We start from the raw sequence: 17,492 nt of genomic DNA, 5'->3' as shown, positions 1-17,492 counted from the left end.
GTCATTTTTATGAAACGGACGGGGCGCGGCGGTTATTCAGAGGAGGCGTCCTGTTGCGGCGCGCTGACTTCGGCGGCGTTTTGCGCAGCGGCCTGCTTTTTTTCCTGATGATGAGGCACCGCCACCACGGCGGCGTACAGCAGTCGGCCGACTAAAATGATAAAGCTGATAAACAACACTATCTTCGTCATCTGTCCGGTGGTTTTCTTGCGCATATATCACCCGGTATGCCGGTATCCTGTGTTATTCGCTCGAGAATTTGTAACCGGATTTTAGGCGCTGATGACAAAAGTTGTCCATTTTTTTCCGGCGTGCGGCACGGCGCATTAGGGTTTCGTTTAGGTTGTCGGGGCGAGGGCGGAAAGAAAAACCCCCTGTCTGGCAGGGGGCGGGGGGGATCAGGCGGAGCGCTGTTCGTCTTGCGAGCCTTCTTCGTCGATCAGCAGCTTCCAGCCGACGACGTCGTTCCAGTAGGCCTGCTCGCGTTCGAAATCGAGCTGCACCAGGTTGTTCTGCGCCAGGTAGCCGGCCGGGAAGCGCAGCGTCCAGTGGTTGTCGTCGGTGGTCAGGCGCAGCGTTTCCGGCGTGGTGGTCGACTGACGCTGGTTGTTGAGCAGGGTGCTCAGACGCAGCAGCTGGATCAGCGGCAGGTAGTGTTTCTTCTTGAACAGGTTGAGGCGCGGCAGCTCTTCCAGCTTGATCGCCTTGCGGTGGAAGCGCACCAGCGCCGCCAGCAGCAGCTGCTGTTCCTGGTTGAAGCCAGGCAGGTTGGAGTTTTGCAGAATGTAGGCCGAATGGCGATGCATGCCGCTGTGGTTGATGCTCAGCCCCACCTCGTGCAGCATGGCGGCCCATTTCAGCAGGGCCTCCAGCTGCGGGTGCGCCAGCTTGGTGTTTTGCGCCATCCACTGCGAGTAGAGCAGCTCGGTGGTTTCCAGCACCCGCTTGGCCTGTTCGCGGTCGATGTTGTAGTGATCGGCCAGGCTCTTGGCGGTGCGGCTGCGGATGTCCTGGTGGCGGAAACGGCCTTCCATTTCATACAGCACGCCTTCGCGCAGCGCGCCGTCGGACAGGCGCAGATCGCGGATCGCCAGCGCATCGAACACGCCGCACAGAATAGCCAGCCCCGGCACGAACACCGATTGGCGATCTTCCGACAGCCCCGGCAGGCTCAGCGAACTGAAGCTTTTGAACTGCAGCACCTGCTCGGCGAGCATTTCCAGGCGATCCAGGGTGATGAGGCCGTCTTTTTCCCCCATCGCCACCAGCACTTCGTGGGCGGCCTTGATGGTGCCCGAAGCGCCCAGCGCATACTGCCAGCCCTGAATGCGGTACTGCCAGGCCAGCGTTTCCAGCTTCTGCGCCGCCGCCAGCCGCGCGCGGCGGAAGTTGTTTTTGCTGATCTCGCCGCCCGGGAAGAACAGCTGGGCGAAGCTGACGCAGCCCATGCGGCGGCTTTCCGCCAGCAGCGGCTCGAAGTCTTCGCCGATCACTAGCTCGGTGGAGCCGCCGCCGATGTCGATCACCAGCTTGCGGCCTTTCTCCGGCTGAGTGTGCTCCACGCCCATGAAGATCAGGCGCGCTTCTTCCTGACCGGCGATGATTTCGATCGGGTAGGGGATCACTTTGGCGGCGCGCTTGAGGAACACTTCGGCGTTCACCGCCTGACGCAGGGTGTGCGTCCCGACGATGGTGACGTTATCCGCCGGGAAGCCCTGCAGCCGTTCGGCAAACAGGGCCAGGCAGGCCAGGCCGCGCTCTATCGCCTCTTCACTGAGTACGTTGTTGCTGTCCAATCCGTCGGCGAGATGCACCCGCTGTTTTAAACGGCCCAATACCTGTAAGGCGCCGTTGACGACGCGGGCGATCACCATGTGGAAACTGTTCGACCCGAGGTCGATGGCGGCGATTTCCTGCGGTTTGTTCGTTGCAGTGTTTTTTAGCGGCATAGTTGCTGGCCTACTGTCCTGGTTGTTCCAGAGCTTTTAAATACTCGTAAATAGCCACCTGGGCACGCACTTTGCGGCGGTTGCCGCGCGGCACGTACTGGTTGCTCAGTTCTTTATCCACATAACGGGCCTTGACCGTATCGCTGAACAGGATCTCCAGAATGTCCAGAACGCGCTGTTTCAGCGCCGGATCCAGCAGCGATACCGCCACTTCGATACGGTAATCTATGTTGCGGGTCATCCAGTCGGCGGAGGACAGATACACCCGTTTGTCACCTTTATTGTCGAAAACGTAAACCCGATCGTGTTCCAAAAAGCGATCGACGATGCTGATCACCTGAATATTGTCGCTGATCCCCGGCAGGTTGGGAATCAGGGAACACATGCCCCGCACCAGCAGGCGGATCTTCACGCCGGCGCCGGACGCGGTATATAACCGATCTACCAGCCCTTTATCCACCAGATTATTTATTTTCAACATAATGCCGGCCTGTTCCCCGGCCTGGGCGTTGGCGATTTCGTTGTCGATCAGCTCATACAGCTTCAGGCGCGAGTTCTGCGGCGACACCATCAGGTTGTCGAAGGTGACCGGCCGGTAGGGGTTCTCGATAAAGTTGAATACCCGGCGCACCTCGTTGGTGATGCGTGAGTCGGCGGTCAACAGCGAATAGTCGGTGTAGATGCGCGCGGTTTTTTCGTTAAAGTTGCCGGTACCGATATGAGCATAGCGCACAATTTCATCGCCTTCACGGCGCGAAATCAGGAACAGCTTAGCGTGGATTTTCAGGCCCGGCGCCGAGAAGATCACGTGCACGCCGGCTTCGGTCAGGCGCTTCGCCCAGTGAATGTTGGCCTCTTCGTCGAAGCGCGCCTGCAGCTCGACCACCACCGTGACCTTTTTGCCGTTGTGCGCGGCGTGGATCATCGATTCGATGATGCGCGAATCTTTGGCCACCCGGTAGATGTTGATCTTGATAGCCAACACGCTCGGATCGAACGACGCCTGGCGCAGCAGCTCCAGCACGTGCTCGAAGGTGTGGTACGGGTAGTAGAGCAGCACGTCTTTTTCGCGAATGGCGTCGAAGCCGTTGCGGAAACCGTCGAACCAGATGTGGCGCAGGCGCGGCAGCGGCTTGTTGACCAGGTTGGCCTTGCCGACGTTCGGGAAACTGATGAAATCTTTGAAATTGTGGTAGCGGCCGCCGGCGATCACCGAATCGTAGTTGGAGATGCCCAGCTTGCCGCGCAGCAGCTCCACCATTTCGTTCGGCATGTCGCGCTGATACACGAAGCGCACCGGCTCGGCGGTCAGGCGCTGTTTCAGGCTGGAGGACATCAGTTCCAGCAGGCTGGATTCCATTTCAGTGACCAGATCGTACTCCGCGTCGCGGGTCATTTTCATCGAGTAGGCGTTGAGCGCGTCGTAGTCGAAGAAGCCCTTGAAGATATCGTCCAGGCAGTAGCGCAGAATGTTGTCCAGCAGGATCATCGGTTTACGGCGGCGCGGCGCTTCCGGCGGCAGATTGACGAAGCGCGGCACCTTGTCGGACGGGATCTCCAGCAGCGCATAGTCGATGCGCGCGCCGCGAATGATCTCCACCGCCAGGTAGGTGTAATCGTCTTTCAGGAACTGCACCAGGTTGGTGTCGTGGTTGATCAGGATCGGCGTGATGTGCTGGCGCAGATGCTGTTTGAAATATTGCCGCAGCCAGATTTGCTGGTTCTCGGACACCTGGCGTTCGTTGATCAGGAAGATCTGATTGCGCGCCATTTCCAGCAGCAGATCGTTGTACAGGCCGTCGAACTCCTGATCGGTTTTCAGCACCTTGGCCTGGATCTTTTTCAGCAGGTGGCGCGAGGCGCCGGCGGAGCCTTGCTCTTCGCTGATCAGGATGCGCCGTTTGAGATCGGCGAAGCGGACTTTATAGAACTCGTCGAGGTTGTTGGAGTAAATGCCCAGAAAACGCATACGTTCAATCAGGGGATTGCTCTTATCTGCGGCTTCCTGCAACACGCGTTCATTAAAGGATAACCAGCTTAGTTCTTTTTCGATGTAGAGCTTTTCCTGACCCATTGCCACTCCAGTTCAAATTTAGAATAGGATCCGGGACGCAGCGCCCGGATGCCGCTCTAGTGTCCTTCATCATTATTGCGAGAGATTGACAGGAAAGTCCAACATATCCATTGCGTTGGCGCGCGGCGTTTTTCGGCGGCAATAAATTTTCGCCGATGCAGGGTGCAGGGGGGTGGAATGAGCAGCATGAAATGAAGGTTAGCAGGCTTATTCTTGGTGGTATTAGGCGTATTTACGTTCATTTTTCAGCAATATATCAACGCCATATTGTCTGTTTGCAGTGTAAAAAACCTGGAGTGTGGCGGGTAACTTTGTCATGCAAACGTCATAAAACTGACATAAGATGCCCGGTTATCTTACGGCGCAAGCCCGATTACATCAGCGACAGCGAGACACATGACACAGACGACGGCCAATCAACATCCCCGAGATCGCATGCGCGGGCGCATCGACCGCGGCGTGCAGGCGGCAGTAACCGCCAGCGGGCTGATGGTGCTGATGACGTTGATGCTGATCTTCGTCTATTTGCTGTTTGCCGTGCTGCCGCTGTTCAAACCGGCCTCGCTCGGCCAGGCGCAGCCGCTGCCGATCGCGGCGTCGGCCCCGGCGCTGGCGCTGGGCATGGACGTGCAGCAGCGCGTCGGTTACCGCATCGACGCGCAGGGCGCGGGGCAATTTTATCGCCTGACGCCGGCACCGAACGGCCAGCCCCAGGCGCCGCTGGCGCAGCAGACGCTGCTGGCCAAACCGGCGCTGCTTGCCCAGGCCGCCGGAGAGCGCGATCTGTTTGCGCTGGCGCAGGCCGACGGCCGGTTGGTGGTGGCGCGCGCGGATTTCGCGACGGCGGAAAACGGCCGGCCGCAGTGGCTGTTCCCGCTCGGGCAGCAGCCGTTGGCGCTGGATCCGCAGCGCAAGCCGCTGAAACGGCTGTCGCTGGCGGATGCCCATCGCGGGCAGTATCTGCTGGCTGGGGTGACCGACGATCGGCGGCTGGTGTTCGGCCGTTTCAGCCCTGACCGGCCGCCGCAGTTCAGCGAGCGGCCGCTGGAACAGGATGCAGAACAACTGGTGCTGACGCCGGATGGCCGCCAGCTTTACCTGCTGACCGGCAACCGGCTGGCGCGTTATCAGATCGACGGCGCGCAGCTGCAGCTGCGTGAAACGCGCACCCTTGGCGAACATGCCCCGTATCAGATGACGGCGCTGCCCGGCGGCAGCGCGCTGTTGATCAAGGGCGCCGACGGCAATCTGCGCGAGTGGTTCGAAGTAGAAAAAGAGCAGCGCTGGCGCCTGACGCCGGTGCAGCATTTCGACCATGGCGCCGACGGGCAGGAGCTGACGGTGGCTGAGCCCTATCGCCGGGTGTTCGCCACCCTGCGGCCCGATGGCGGCTTCTCGCTGTTCTCCACCATTCAACCGCAGCCGCTGCTGAATACCCGTTTGGGCGCCGAGGTGCAGCAGATGGCGTTCGCGCCGCGCGGCGATGGCCTGCTGCTGGAGAGCGCACAGGGCTGGCAGCGCTATGCGCTCGACAACCCGTATCCGGACGTTACCTGGCGTTCACTGTGGGGCAAGGTGTGGTATGAGAACTACCCGCAGCCGGCCTATGTTTGGCAGTCCACCTCCGGCGAAGACAGTTACCAACCCAAATTCAGCCTGATGCCGGTGATCTTCGGCACCTTCAAGGCGGCGGCTTACGCGATGCTGTTCGCCATTCCCCTGGCGCTGGCCGGCGCCATCTATACCGCTTACTTTATGACGCCGGGGCTGCGGCGGGTGATCAAACCGGCTATCGAAGTGATGGGCGCGCTGCCGACGGTGGTGATCGGGCTGGTGGCCGGCATTTGGCTGGCGCCGATCATCGAGCAGTATCTGTTGGCGGTGCTGGCGTTGCCGCTGCTGCTGGCGGCGGCGGTGCTGCTGTGCGGCGCGTTGACCCATCGCTTTATGCCGCGTTGCCGGCCGGGCATCGATCTGCTGTTGCTGTTGCCGCTGCTGGCGTTGACGGTGTGGCTGGCGCTCAGCCTGGGGCCGCGGCTGGAGGTGGCGCTGTTCGGTGAGCCGCTGCATTTCTGGCTGGGGGATAATTACGACCAGCGCAATGCGCTGGTGGTGGGCGTGGCGATGGGCTTCGCGCTGGTGCCGATCATTTTCTCGCTGGCGGAGGACGCGCTGTTCAGCGTGCCGGCCACCCTGAGCCAGGGCTCTTTGGCGCTGGGCGCCACCCAATGGCAGACGGTGATCAAGGTGGTGCTGCCTTCCGCCAGCGCCGGTATTTTCTCCGCGCTGATGATCGGCTTTGGCCGCGCGGTGGGGGAAACCATGATCGTGCTGATGGCCACCGGCAATACGCCGATTATCGACGGCAGCCTGTTCCAGGGGCTGCGGGCGTTGGCGGCCAATATCGCCATCGAGATGCCGGAGGCGGTCTCCGGCAGCAGCCATTACCGCGTGCTGTTCCTGACCGCGCTGGTGCTGTTTGTCTTCACCTTCGTGTTCAACACGCTGGCGGAGGCGGTGCGCCTGCGGCTGCGCAAGCGCTACACGCCGAATCAGGAGGCGCCATGAAGAACTGGGTGAAGAGCGGCTCGCCGTGGATTTGGCTGACCGCCGGTTCGGTGGCCGTCAGCCTGTTGGCGCTGATCGGCATTCTGTTGCTGCTGGCTGGGCAAGGGATGCGTTATTTCTGGCCGAGCCCGGTTTATCAGTTTGAGCTGAATCAGAACGGCGCCGGGCCAGTGACGGTGATCGGCGAGCTGTATCAGCAGCAAAGCATTTCGCGCCGCCAGCTGACGGAAGCGGGCGTGGCGCCGCCGGGCGAGGCGCAAAGCGTCGAACGCTATCTGATCAAGGTCGGCAACCGCGAGCGCGAGGGGCAGGACTTCCGCACGCTGCTGGCCAGCGACATCCGCAGCCAAAGCACGCCGCGCGGCCTGCTGGTGCTGGAGCGCGACAGCCACGGTACCGCCTACGGCTATCTGGCGGGGCTGCTGGAGGATGGGCAACCGCTGACCGGCCGCAATCTGGGGCAGGCGTTGCAGCAGCGGCTGCCGCAAATCGCCGCGCTCTCGCGCCAGGCGCACGATATTCAATTCCGCGATATGGCGCGCATCAATCAGCAGTTTGACGCGCTGCGGCTGAGGGAAAAGCGCCTGCAGCGCGACGATAAGCTGGACGCCCGTGCGCAGGACGCCATCAAGGCCGAGCGGCTGGAGTTACAGCGGCAATACCAGCTGCTGTCCGAACGCCTGACGGGGCTGAACCGCGATCGCCAGCGCGATGCGCTGCTGCTGCGCGACATGCACGGCCAGACGTTGACCATTCCGCTCAGCCAGGTGCGCGATGCCTGGTACCCGAACGCCATGAACACCACCGAGAAGCTGGCGCACTGGGGCGAGCAGGTGAAGAAGTTCCTCACCGACAGCCCGCGTGAGGCGAACACCGAAGGCGGGGTGTTCCCGGCCATTTTTGGCACGGTGTTGATGGTGATCCTGATGTCGATCGTGGTGATGCCGTTTGGCGTGATCGCGGCGGTATATCTACACGAGTATGCCGGCAACAATCTGCTGACGCGGGTGATCCGCATTGCGGTGGTCAACCTGGCCGGCGTGCCCTCGATCGTCTATGGCGTCTTCGGCCTCGGCTTTTTCGTTTATATGATAGGCGGCACGCTCGACCAGCTGTTCTATCCTGAATCCTTGCCCAACCCGACCTTCGGCACGCCCGGCGTGCTGTGGGCGGCGCTGACGCTGGCGCTGCTGACGCTGCCGGTGGTGATCGTCGCCACCGAGGAAGGGCTGTCGCGCATTCCCACTTCGCTGCGGCAGGGCTCGATGGCGCTGGGCGCCAGCCGGGCCGAGACGCTGTGGCGCATCGTGCTGCCGATGGCGGCGCCGGCGATGATGACCGGCCTGATTCTGGCGGTGGCGCGCGCCGCCGGGGAGACCGCGCCGCTGATGCTGGTGGGGGTAGTGAAATCGGTGCCGGTGCTGCCGGTGGACGAGATTTTCCCGTATCTGCACCTGGAACGGAAGTTTATGCATTTGAGCTTCCAGATCTACGATATGGCATTCCAGAGCCCGAGCGTAGAGGCGGCGCGGCCGCTGGTGTTCGCCACCGCCTTCCTGCTGGTGACGATCGTGGTGAGTTTGAATCTGGCGGCGATGGGTATCCGCCATTCGTTGAGGGAGCGGTACCGAGCATGGTCGCAGTAACAATGACGCTATTTTTGGGGAGTGCGTAATGGGTTTGATGACGCCAGGCAGTTTGCCCCGGCTGGATGTCCAGCATCTCGACGATGAACAGACCGCGCTGGCGGTCAACGGCCTGAACCTGTTTTATGGCGACAAACAGGTGCTGCACGATATTTCGCTGCGTATCCCGAAGCACCGGGTGACGGCCCTGATCGGCCCCTCGGGCTGCGGTAAATCGACGCTGCTGCGCTGTTTCAACCGCATGAACGATCTGGTGGACAACTGCCGCATCGAGGGCGAGCTACAGCTGAACGGCGCGGCGATCTCCGGGGCACAGATCGACGTGGCGGCGCTGCGGCGGCGGGTGGGCATGGTGTTCCAGCGGCCGAACCCGTTCCCGAAATCGATCTATGAAAACGTGGTGTACGGCCTCCGGCTGCAGGGCGTGCGCGACCGGCGCTTGCTGGATGAGGCGGTGGAGCGTTCGCTGCGCGCCGCCGCGCTGTGGCATGAGGTGAAGGATCGGCTGCGCGAAAATGCGTTCCGCTTGTCCAGCGGCCAGCAGCAGCGCCTGGTGATCGCGCGCGCCATCGCCATCGAGCCGGAGGTATTGCTGCTCGACGAGCCGACCTCGGCGCTGGATCCGATCTCCACGCTGACCATCGAAGAGCTGATTTCCGCGCTGAAACAGCGTTACAGCGTGGTGCTGGTGACGCACAACATGCAGCAGGCGGCGCGCGTCTCTGACTACACCGCGTTTATTCATCAGGGCCGGCTGGTGGAGTATAACGACACCGACGCGATTTTCACCTCGCCGCGCCAGCGCCGCACCGAGGATTATATTACCGGGCGGTATGGGTGAGTTCTGGGGGCGTTGCATACGGCGCCCCTTTTCCCGTCTTTGTGTTTCCTCCGATTATTCTCGCTAACACGCCAAGCACGTCTTTTCACTGGCTTCATTAATAAAAATAATTCTCATTTGCATGGACGGAGCCAGCGAATTGTTTATAATTCGCCAGTCTGTGTAAATCAGTGTAAATGGATGTGTTTGAATGTGTGCATGGAGGCTTGGTGCCTGGTCGCTATTATTAGCGTTTTGCAGCTCGGCGTGGTGTGCGGAAATCACCAGCCCTGCTGACCGCGACAGCATTACCCAACAGCAGAAAACGTTGCTGGAACAGGCGCAGCAGCAACGCGAGGCGCTGCAAAATAACGTTGAACTGCCGGCGTTACCGCTGCCTGAGCCGGCCGCCGCAGGGGCGGTTTGCCAACCGGTGCGGCAGATCGTTTTTCAGGGCGCCGAACATCTTTCCTGGTCGGTAAAAGAAAGCCTGGCGCGCCCGTATCAGGGGCGCTGCCTGACGTTAGAGCACATCAACCGTCTGGTGCGCGAAACCACCAATGCTTATCTGCAACGCGGCTATGTCACCTCGCAGGCCTGGCTGCAGGAGCAGGATATCTCCCGCGGCGTGTTGGCCGTCAGCGTCAGCGAAGGGCGAATCGAGTCCATCACGCAAAACGGTGAGCAGACGCTGGCGTTGAAGATGGCGTTTCCCGGCCTGGTTGGTGACGTATTAAATCTGCGCGATATCGAGCAGGGCATGGAGCAGCTCAACCGCCTGCCGTCGCAACAGGTGACTATCGATATTCAACCCGGCGAGCAACCCGGCTTTTCCAAAGTGGTTTTGCTGCGTGGCGCCACGCGTGCACCGGTCTCTTTCTCTTTCGGCGCCGATAACAGCGGCCAGAAAAGCACCGGCACCGGGCAGATGAACGCCGCCTTCTCGCTGGATAATCCGCTGCGTCTCGCCGATCAATGGTCGCTTTCCGCAGCGCGCAATAACGATTTCAGCCCGTATCATCGCAGCCGTAGCCTGAACGGCAGCGTCACCTTACCCTATGGCTATTGGCTGTTCAGCTACCAGTATGCCTGGAACGATTTTTTCCAGCAGGTGCCGTCCAACGGTGCCGCTTACCGCTATCAGGGCAACAACCAGACCCAGCGTCTGGGCGCTAACCGCACGTTGCTGAGGGATGGCAAACGCAAGTTGGCCGTCGATATCGGGCTGGCGCGGCGCACCACGGAAAATAAGCTGGCGGGGGAACGGTTGGGCGTCAGCAGCCCGACGCTCAGCATCGCCAGCCTGGGCCTCAATTACAGTGCGGTCGCGGGCGGCGGCTATATGACGCTGAACCCGACGGTAAGCCGCGGGCTGCGCATGCTGGGCGCTACCGCCGACGATCCGGAGCGCGACGGAGCGCCGCGCAGCGAGTTCCGCAAGCTTGGTCTCAGCGCCAGCTATTTCTATCCGCTCGCCCCCTCTCTCTACTACCTGACCTCGGCCTACGTACAAACCAGCGCAGACAACCTGTATGCCGGCGAGCGCATTTCCATCGGTGGGCAATACTCGGTGCGTGGCTTTAAAGCGCAGTACCTGACCGGCAATCGCGGAGCCTACTGGCGCAATGAACTCAACTGGCAATGGCAGACCTTGCCGGGGCTGGGGGAGCTCTCTTTGACCGGCGCGTTAGACGCCGGCTGGCTGCGGGGGCGCGCCGGGCAGATCGACGGCGGCAACGTCGCCGGCGCGGCGCTGGGTGCCACGTTAAGCGGCCGTTGGTTCAATCAGGCGATCACCGTCGGTAAACCGCTGACGCACCCAGACAGCCTGCAACCGGATCGTTGGGTGGCCTACTGGCAAGCCACCGTCACCTTATAACGCCAGCACACAGCAGGAGCGCCTCGGCGTTCAAAACAACATCCTTTCGAAGGAATGAATATGGATAAGCTCAACCCTCCGTTGGCGCGGGGCGCCAGCTATTTGCTGATCTACCTGACGGCTTTCCAGCCGTTGCACCCGGCGTTTGCCGCCGGCATTACCGCTGCCAACGGCAATACGCAGGTGGTTATCAAGCCGGGCGACGTGCCGGTGGTGAATATCGCCACGCCGAACGGTGCGGGCATCTCGCACAACACCTATAAAGATTTCAACGTTGGGCCACAGGGCGCCGTATTGAATAACGCCACGCACGGCGGCAAAACGCAGCTGGGCGTGGAGATCTACAGCGCGCAGGGCAACACCTACCTGAAGGGAAAGCCGGCGGAGTTGATCATCAACGAGGTGATCGGCGGCAGTCGTTCCGAGCTTCAGGGCAAGCTCGAGGTATTCGGCAACAAGGCCAACGTGATGATCGCCAACCCGAATGGCATCACCTGCGACGGCTGCGGCTTTATCAACGCGCCGGGCGTGACGTTAACCACCGGCAAACCGCAGTTCGACAAGCAGGGCGCGCTGGAAGCGCTGGAGGTGAAAAAAGGCGGCGTCACCATCGGCGGCAAAGGGCTGGACGGCAGCGGCGCCGACTATGTCGATATCATCAGCCGCGCCACCGAGCTGAACGGCAAAATCAATGCGCAAAATCTGTCGCTGACCCAGGGCGCCAACCGCATTAGCTTCAAGGACGGCAGCATCAAACCGATCGCCGGTGAAGGCGCTAAGCCCCAACTGGCGGTGGATACCAAAGCGCTGGGCGGCATGTACGCCAACAAAATCCGCCTGGTGGCCAATGAGGATGGAGTAGGGGTGAACCTGAAAGACCTCACCAGCAAGCAGCGGGATATTACGCTGAGCGTTAACGGTAACCTGGTGCTTAACGGCACCACGCACAGCAAAGGTGACCTCAATGTCAGCGCCAAGGGATTGCACATTACGCGGGGTGCTGTCGTGCAGGCGGACGGCAACGCCACGCTGGCAGCAACGACGCTGGTGAATGACGGGCAAACCAGCACCAGCGGCGATATGCGTATCTTTGGCGACCATATCCGCAACGCCGGGGAAAACGCCAAGCTGCACGCCAATAAAAATATGTGGATCCAAAAGGATGCGCAGGGCAACAAGGCTAAATCCGTCGAGAACCGTTCGGCGAAAATCCTGACCAACAGCGGCGACTTGGTGATACGTGCCGAACAGGTTCGCAATAAAAGAGATGTCGAGAGTATTAGTAAAACCAAGCTAATACCGACATCAACTGATAAAAATATGCAAGTGGCGAATGTCATGGCAGAAACCGGTGATTATCCGGTAATTATTACCGCTGAGTTGACGTCGCCATTACCTGAAAAATGGTTTGGAAAAGCGGATTTTAGCAATATTGAGCGGGGGGTATTGGTTAACGACCAGCAAACTCGGTTTGATGTGGTGGGAAATTCAGCACCTGCAGAGATCTCTTCTGGTAAGCACCTTTATATCTATGGGGATGAATTAGATAATAATAACAGTGTGTTGAGTGCTAATTTAGACCTTATTTTGACTGGTCAGCGCTTTGTCAATACGCAAACTTCTACAGGCACATTATTGAATTATATTCGCTATATTCCTGATGAAAAAGCCAATAAAGAACATGGGGGGGTGACCTTTAATCCATTAACGGCAAAAGAGTTACGTATAACCAATTACTTTACCCGAGGTGATAGTGTTCAAGCTTGGCATTCTGTAGGCTACGTTTTACAGCGTATTAGTTTAAGTGCTGGAAAAAGTTTGGTGGCGGATTTCAAAGATAAAATAGAGATAAAAAACCAAACACCAGAAGAAAATAAACCCTATGAAGTGAGAACATTACAACGTCCTGAGACCTTAAAGGCGCAGAACATTATTCTGCATGCTGCGAATATCATCAATACTGACATAATTCGTGCTGACAGTAATATCACCGCGATTGCCGAAGATCGGATTGTTCTTGGGCAAGGCATTTTGGCCGCCGGAAAAGAACTGTCTCTGACAGCAGTCAACGCTATCGACGCATGGCAAAGTGAGCTGAAAGGGCAGGACGTCACGTTAAATTCCAAAAACGGTGAGATAAAAATACATTCCAGCGAGAAGCCTCACTACTTCCGCCCTGATGGTTCTCGCTGGTTGGGCAGTCTTGATGCTTCACGCGATTTGTCTGTCACGGCTGGCAGTACCATTACGTTGCTGAATACGCTGCTGGCGCCGCAAAGCCGCAATATCGCCATGACGGCTAACGGCAGCATTGCAATCGTCAAAAACAGCGCGTTGTTAGAGGGGCCGCTATTAGGAGAGACGGTTTCTCCGGCTAAACGGCAAGAATACTTCAACCAGCTGTTGGCCAGTGGTCAGATGAGAGCTACAGGCTCGGTGCTGCTTAATAGCGGTGGTCATCTGGCGCTACGCGGCGCCAAGATTAATGCGGACAAGGACGTTACGCTGTTAGCCGCCCATAACGCCGATCTTAATTACCGTGAACTTGACGGCCGATTCAATGCGCTTTTCCCTGTGTCGCGCACGCCTGAACTGGGCAGCCGGATACACGCCGGCGGCAATTTGCTGATTAACTCGGCCCGCGACATCGGCACCCAGGGCGGCGCGCTTTCCGCTAACGGCAACATCGCGTTGCTGGCCGGGCAGAATCTATGGTTATCGAATCTGGCCTATTCCGCCATTGATGCCGCCAATGACAACAATAAAGATGACCGCCATGTGGTCACGACCCTCAGCGCCGGGAAAAACCTGACCGCGTCGGCGAACAACCAACTGCTGACTTACGGCGCCAGGCTGACCTCCGGCGCCAACATGACGCTGACCTCCGGCGGCGATATGCGCTTCGAGGCGGTGCAAAACCACACTTACCGTGAGGGCGGCAACGAATTTACCGAAACTCGCACCCAGCAAGGCACCGAGCTGAATGCCGGCGGCCTGATGACGGTGATTTCCGGCGGCAGCATTCTCTTTCAGGCCACCAAACTCCTGTCTAAGGGACAACTTGGACAGATAGGTATTTCTATCGACCTTTCTGGGGTTGACTCTGCATTTTCAATGGCTGAACGCCGGGTTCAGGAGGCTAGGCAGCGACTTGAACAGACGATAAATAATAGGACTAAGACCGAAAACCAACTAAATACAAGTAAACACGCATTGGGTAGCGCACGTCAGCACCCTGATACCTTGTCGTTATTTGATGCTGCCGCACATCCAATTACGTCATCATCATCCCGGTTCGTTTCAGTGCCGGTTTATAGCGGAGGGGGCGTTCACTTTGACGCTTCGGCATTGATTGACAATCAGACACACCTCGAGCGGTTATTACGAGAAGGGGGCCGGGCGTTTGTTAATAATGTCCTTCAATGGGGAGATGTCACTGCACCGACTCAAGACGGCGTCAAGGTCGGTAACGCGATAAAAGAAGCGACCATAGAAGAATATGACAAGATTCGTCAGCGTTTAATAGACCGCCAGAATGCGATAAATAACGCGCAAAGTGTGCTAAATGCATCCCAACATGCATTTGACCAAGCCCAGCAGCAGACGCTACAACAGACGAAAGAAAAAGATGATGCCGAAAATCAACTTAACGTGGCTCTGGCAGCAAAACAGCGCCAACATGATGCGGAAAGACAACGTAAAGAGCAGGAAGATGCTCGAAATCGTGAACTGGCGATCCGCACCGGTTCTTTGGATATTGCCGCCAAGGGTGGCTATCTCTACGCCCAGGCGATGGAAGAGTCCAGCCACTACGAGAAAAAAGAAACCAAGCGCAAATGGTGGGGCAAGAAAACCGAGGTTAAGCAGACCCGTCATGACGTGACCAACAAGGTTACCGAGTTTACCGCCGCCGGCAATATCACGCTGATGAGCCGCGACGACAGCACCTATGAAGCCAGCAAAATCGCCGCCGGGCAAAACGCGCGCCTGACCAGCTCCCGTGGACAGGTTAACTTCCGCGCGGTGAAAAACACCTCTTTCGAACAGACCGTCAGCAATTCGAAAGGCTTCTTTATCAAGCAGGCCAATAAAGGGTACGAAGACAATAAGTGGGTGCTGCCGAGCATCCATACCGGTGGCGCCTTGACCGTAGAGGCCGCCAAGGGTGTTAGCGCCGATGTGAAGGTGAAAAACGGCCAGGCGCTGCAAAGCGCCATCGACGCCCTGGGCAATACGCCGGGCACCACCTGGGTCAAAGATCTGAACAAGCGCAACGACGTGCAGTGGAGCAAGGTCAAAGACGCTTACGATAGCTGGGATTACAAGAGCCAGCACCTGAACCCGGCGGTGGCGGCGGTGATCGCCATCGCAGCAGCGGCGGTGACCGCAGGCAGTTCATTGGCGGCCACGGCGGCCTCCAGCGTTTCCGGCGCCGTGGGCGGCGGGGCGGTAACCAGCGGCGCGGTCACGGCCGGGATGTCTTCGCTGGCCTCCCAGGCGGCGGTGGCGCTGGTGGAGAACCAGGGCAACCTGTCAAAAACCCTGCAGGCGCTGGGCAGCAATGAAAACGTCAAGGCGACCGCCACGGCGATGGCGATCGGCGGCGCGCTCAACGGCTTCGACAGCGCGATGGGCTGGAGCAAGGACGCGGCGGGCAAACCGCTTAACCCGAACAACGTCAAACTGCCGCAGCTGAGCAACGGCGATTGGAGCAAGGTGGCGCAGCGGGTGGCCGGGCAATCGGTTATCAGCTCCAGCCTGAATACCGCCATCAACGGCGGCAGCTTCAAGGACAACCTGACCAATGCGCTGCTGGCGAATATCGGCAGCCAGGTTCAGGCCGAGGGCGCCAACCTGATTGGGGATAACGGTCAGGTTCTCGATATACCGGGCCGGGCCGTAAGCCATGCCGTTCTGGCGGGCGTGGCCGCAGAAATCGGCAAGGGTAATGCCAAAGGCGCGGCGGCCGGGGCGCTGGCGGCGGAGCTGGCCGGGGTGATCATCAATGATAATTTGGTCAGAAGTGAAGGTTGGCAGGAGCGTCAGGCTCAAATCAGCCGCGTAGCGGGCGCCTTTGCAGGGGCCATCGTAACCGCCAAAGCCGCAGGCGCCACCAGCGGTGCAAATGCGGGTGAGTTTGTCGAGCGTTTCAATCGGCAACTGCACCAGGAAGAACTCAACGCGATTAAAGAGTTGGCTAAGGGCGACAAGGAAAAAGAAGCGCGTCTGATGGCGGCTTCATGCCGAAAAGTCGCTTGCACCACGCAAGAGGCGTTGAACTCAGACGAACGCAAGCAGTTTGAAGCCCTGATGAATAAGTACCCGTCAACGCGGGATGAAGACGGCCTCATTGCCAACTACTGGGTACAAAAAGAGCGTCAGCGCTTCGGCAACTATCCGGCGTTTGCCGGCTATGACAGCGAAAAGTTATTCACGTATGATTTGGGTGACCAGATAACCGACGGCCAGCTGTTTGCTCGCAACCAGCAGATAGAACAAATCAGCAAGTTGACCGGTTGGTCGCCGGACTGGGTGAATGCCTCGGTGATGGCGGTCTCTATCGCCAGTACGTTTGCCGGTATGGGTAAAGCGAACGTCGGCAACCAATACCTGTCATCCAAACTGGTAGGGCCAACCAGCGCCTGGAAAGGGTATCTGGTCAATGAGAAGACGGTTCAGCAGGCAGCAACGTTCAGGCAGCAGGTATTGGATGCCAGGGCACCGTTCTCACAAAAGATCAGGAAAGGTGGGAATGCCGCCGTCGCGCAAATTGATATCCCCGGTATGCCAAAGACACTTGCGGCGCACAGTGGGATCGATAAAGCAGAGAAAGGCTTTATTGGTGAGGGTAACGGCAATTTTAAATTTAAAATTATAGATAATGCTAAGGATATACCTATAGCCAGAAATACAGACTCTGAATACAAAATACTGGACAACCTGGCTGATAAGTTGGGTAACAATGTGTCTGCCAAAGGTAAAGTCACCATTTTCACTGAACGTGCTGCCTGTGAGAGCTGCTTGGGTGTTGTTGATCAATTTCAAAAAAAATACCCCGGAATCAAAGTGGAAGTCCTTGACAACAATAATGTAATGTTAATTCCTGGGAGGTTGAAGTAATGGACGACGAACGTATGACGTACAGTGAAATTAGAGGAATGACACTGGAGTGTTTCTATGATTGTTGTAGGCATATACTCTCTACTAAAAAAAAATTAGGGGCCAGCTCTTTTAAACCATCTTATGATGGTTATGAAATAGGTTATGCATCCTATCAATTTGAATGCACCCCCTTTTCGCCGATAGAAAAGCTGATGTTCGAGGTGTTTTCACTCATTCTTATGGCCGGTAGAGGGCCTAAAGATGTTGAGAGTAATTACCGAAACTCAATTTCAGCCATTTTGGAAAAAACGAATCTTGAATCTCTAATTGAAGGTCTTGACGAAGAGGAAAAAACCGATTTGCTTTATGATATGGAGTTGCTTGGACTGCTTGATAAAGCCGAGTAACCTTCCAGCTCCTAACAGTTTGAGATTAAGCACGTTTTTCTCATGAA

General features: G+C 58.2%; 9 protein-coding genes. 6 read left to right on the top strand and 3 right to left on the bottom strand.

The features are described 5' to 3' along the window. Nucleotides 1-32: 32 nt before the first annotated feature. The 3 genes from ACJ8QI_RS21660 to ppk1 all read right to left on the bottom strand — a co-directional run bounded on the left by ACJ8QI_RS21660 (nucleotide 33) and on the right by ppk1 (nucleotide 4,023). Nucleotides 33-215: a YfgG family protein gene (locus ACJ8QI_RS21660; protein WP_004941600.1), complete on the bottom strand. Its 183-nt coding sequence runs from the start codon at nucleotides 213-215 to the stop codon at nucleotides 33-35. A gap of 183 nt (nucleotides 216-398) precedes the next feature. Further along, on the bottom strand, nucleotides 399-1,949 hold the full coding sequence (gene ppx / locus ACJ8QI_RS21655) for an exopolyphosphatase (protein WP_049200673.1): 1,551 nt from the start codon (nucleotides 1,947-1,949) through the stop codon (nucleotides 399-401). 10 nt (nucleotides 1,950-1,959) lie between these two features. Further along, nucleotides 1,960-4,023 (bottom strand): polyphosphate kinase 1, encoded by a 2,064-nt coding sequence (ppk1, locus tag ACJ8QI_RS21650; protein ID WP_033648827.1) that lies wholly within the window; start codon nucleotides 4,021-4,023, stop codon nucleotides 1,960-1,962. A 396-nt stretch (nucleotides 4,024-4,419) separates the two neighbouring features. Between ppk1 and ACJ8QI_RS21645 the strand changes: the two genes are divergently transcribed. The 6 genes from ACJ8QI_RS21645 (at nucleotide 4,420) to ACJ8QI_RS21620 (ending at nucleotide 17,445) form a co-directional block, all read left to right on the top strand. Further along, on the top strand, nucleotides 4,420-6,591 hold the full coding sequence (locus tag ACJ8QI_RS21645; RefSeq protein WP_442533062.1) for an ABC transporter permease subunit: 2,172 nt from the start codon (nucleotides 4,420-4,422) through the stop codon (nucleotides 6,589-6,591). Further along, entirely contained in the window at nucleotides 6,588-8,237 is a 1,650-nt protein-coding gene (pstA, locus tag ACJ8QI_RS21640; protein ID WP_060424845.1) for a phosphate ABC transporter permease PstA, read from the top strand. The genes ACJ8QI_RS21645 and pstA overlap by 4 nt, the downstream gene beginning before the upstream one ends. Nucleotides 8,238-8,265: 28 nt before the next feature. Next, nucleotides 8,266-9,078, top strand: a complete 813-nt coding sequence (gene pstB, locus ACJ8QI_RS21635; RefSeq protein WP_004941613.1) for a phosphate ABC transporter ATP-binding protein PstB — start codon at nucleotides 8,266-8,268, stop codon at nucleotides 9,076-9,078. 190 nt (nucleotides 9,079-9,268) lie between these two features. Further along, nucleotides 9,269-10,936, top strand: coding sequence for a ShlB/FhaC/HecB family hemolysin secretion/activation protein (locus ACJ8QI_RS21630; protein ID WP_442533061.1), 1,668 nt, complete (start codon nucleotides 9,269-9,271; stop codon nucleotides 10,934-10,936). Nucleotides 10,937-10,996: 60 nt separating this feature from the next. Further along, the gene (locus ACJ8QI_RS21625; protein ID WP_442533060.1) at nucleotides 10,997-17,056 is read left to right on the top strand and encodes a DUF637 domain-containing protein; all 6,060 of its coding nucleotides are present in this window, start codon (nucleotides 10,997-10,999) and stop codon (nucleotides 17,054-17,056) included. Next, entirely contained in the window at nucleotides 17,056-17,445 is a 390-nt protein-coding gene (locus ACJ8QI_RS21620; protein WP_148981441.1) for a hypothetical protein, read from the top strand. Before ACJ8QI_RS21625 ends, ACJ8QI_RS21620 begins: the two co-directional genes overlap by 1 nt. The last annotated feature ends 47 nt before the right edge of the window (nucleotides 17,446-17,492 follow it).

This window comes from Serratia sp. CY84636, assembly GCF_052166245.1.
Lineage (GTDB): Bacteria > Pseudomonadota > Gammaproteobacteria > Enterobacterales > Enterobacteriaceae > Serratia > Serratia nevei.
Note: the sequence above shows the minus strand (reverse complement) of the source record. Positions and strands in the feature narration are given on the sequence as shown.

Bases quoted from the DNA above. Each gene is read 5' to 3' on its own strand.
- ACJ8QI_RS21625 (WP_442533060.1), top strand. From the start codon at position 10,997: ATGGATAAGCTCAACCCTCCGTTGGCGCGGGGCGCCAGCTATTTGCTG.
- pstA (WP_060424845.1), top strand. From the start codon at position 6,588: ATGAAGAACTGGGTGAAGAGCGGCTCGCCGTGGATTTGGCTGACCGCC.
- ppk1 (WP_033648827.1), bottom strand. From the start codon at position 4,023: ATGGGTCAGGAAAAGCTCTACATCGAAAAAGAACTAAGCTGGTTATCC.
- pstB (WP_004941613.1), top strand. From the start codon at position 8,266: ATGGGTTTGATGACGCCAGGCAGTTTGCCCCGGCTGGATGTCCAGCAT.
- ACJ8QI_RS21660 (WP_004941600.1), bottom strand. From the start codon at position 215: ATGCGCAAGAAAACCACCGGACAGATGACGAAGATAGTGTTGTTTATC.
- ACJ8QI_RS21620 (WP_148981441.1), top strand. From the start codon at position 17,056: ATGGACGACGAACGTATGACGTACAGTGAAATTAGAGGAATGACACTG.
- ACJ8QI_RS21630 (WP_442533061.1), top strand. From the start codon at position 9,269: ATGTGTGCATGGAGGCTTGGTGCCTGGTCGCTATTATTAGCGTTTTGC.
- ppx (WP_049200673.1), bottom strand. From the start codon at position 1,949: ATGCCGCTAAAAAACACTGCAACGAACAAACCGCAGGAAATCGCCGCC.
- ACJ8QI_RS21645 (WP_442533062.1), top strand. From the start codon at position 4,420: ATGACACAGACGACGGCCAATCAACATCCCCGAGATCGCATGCGCGGG.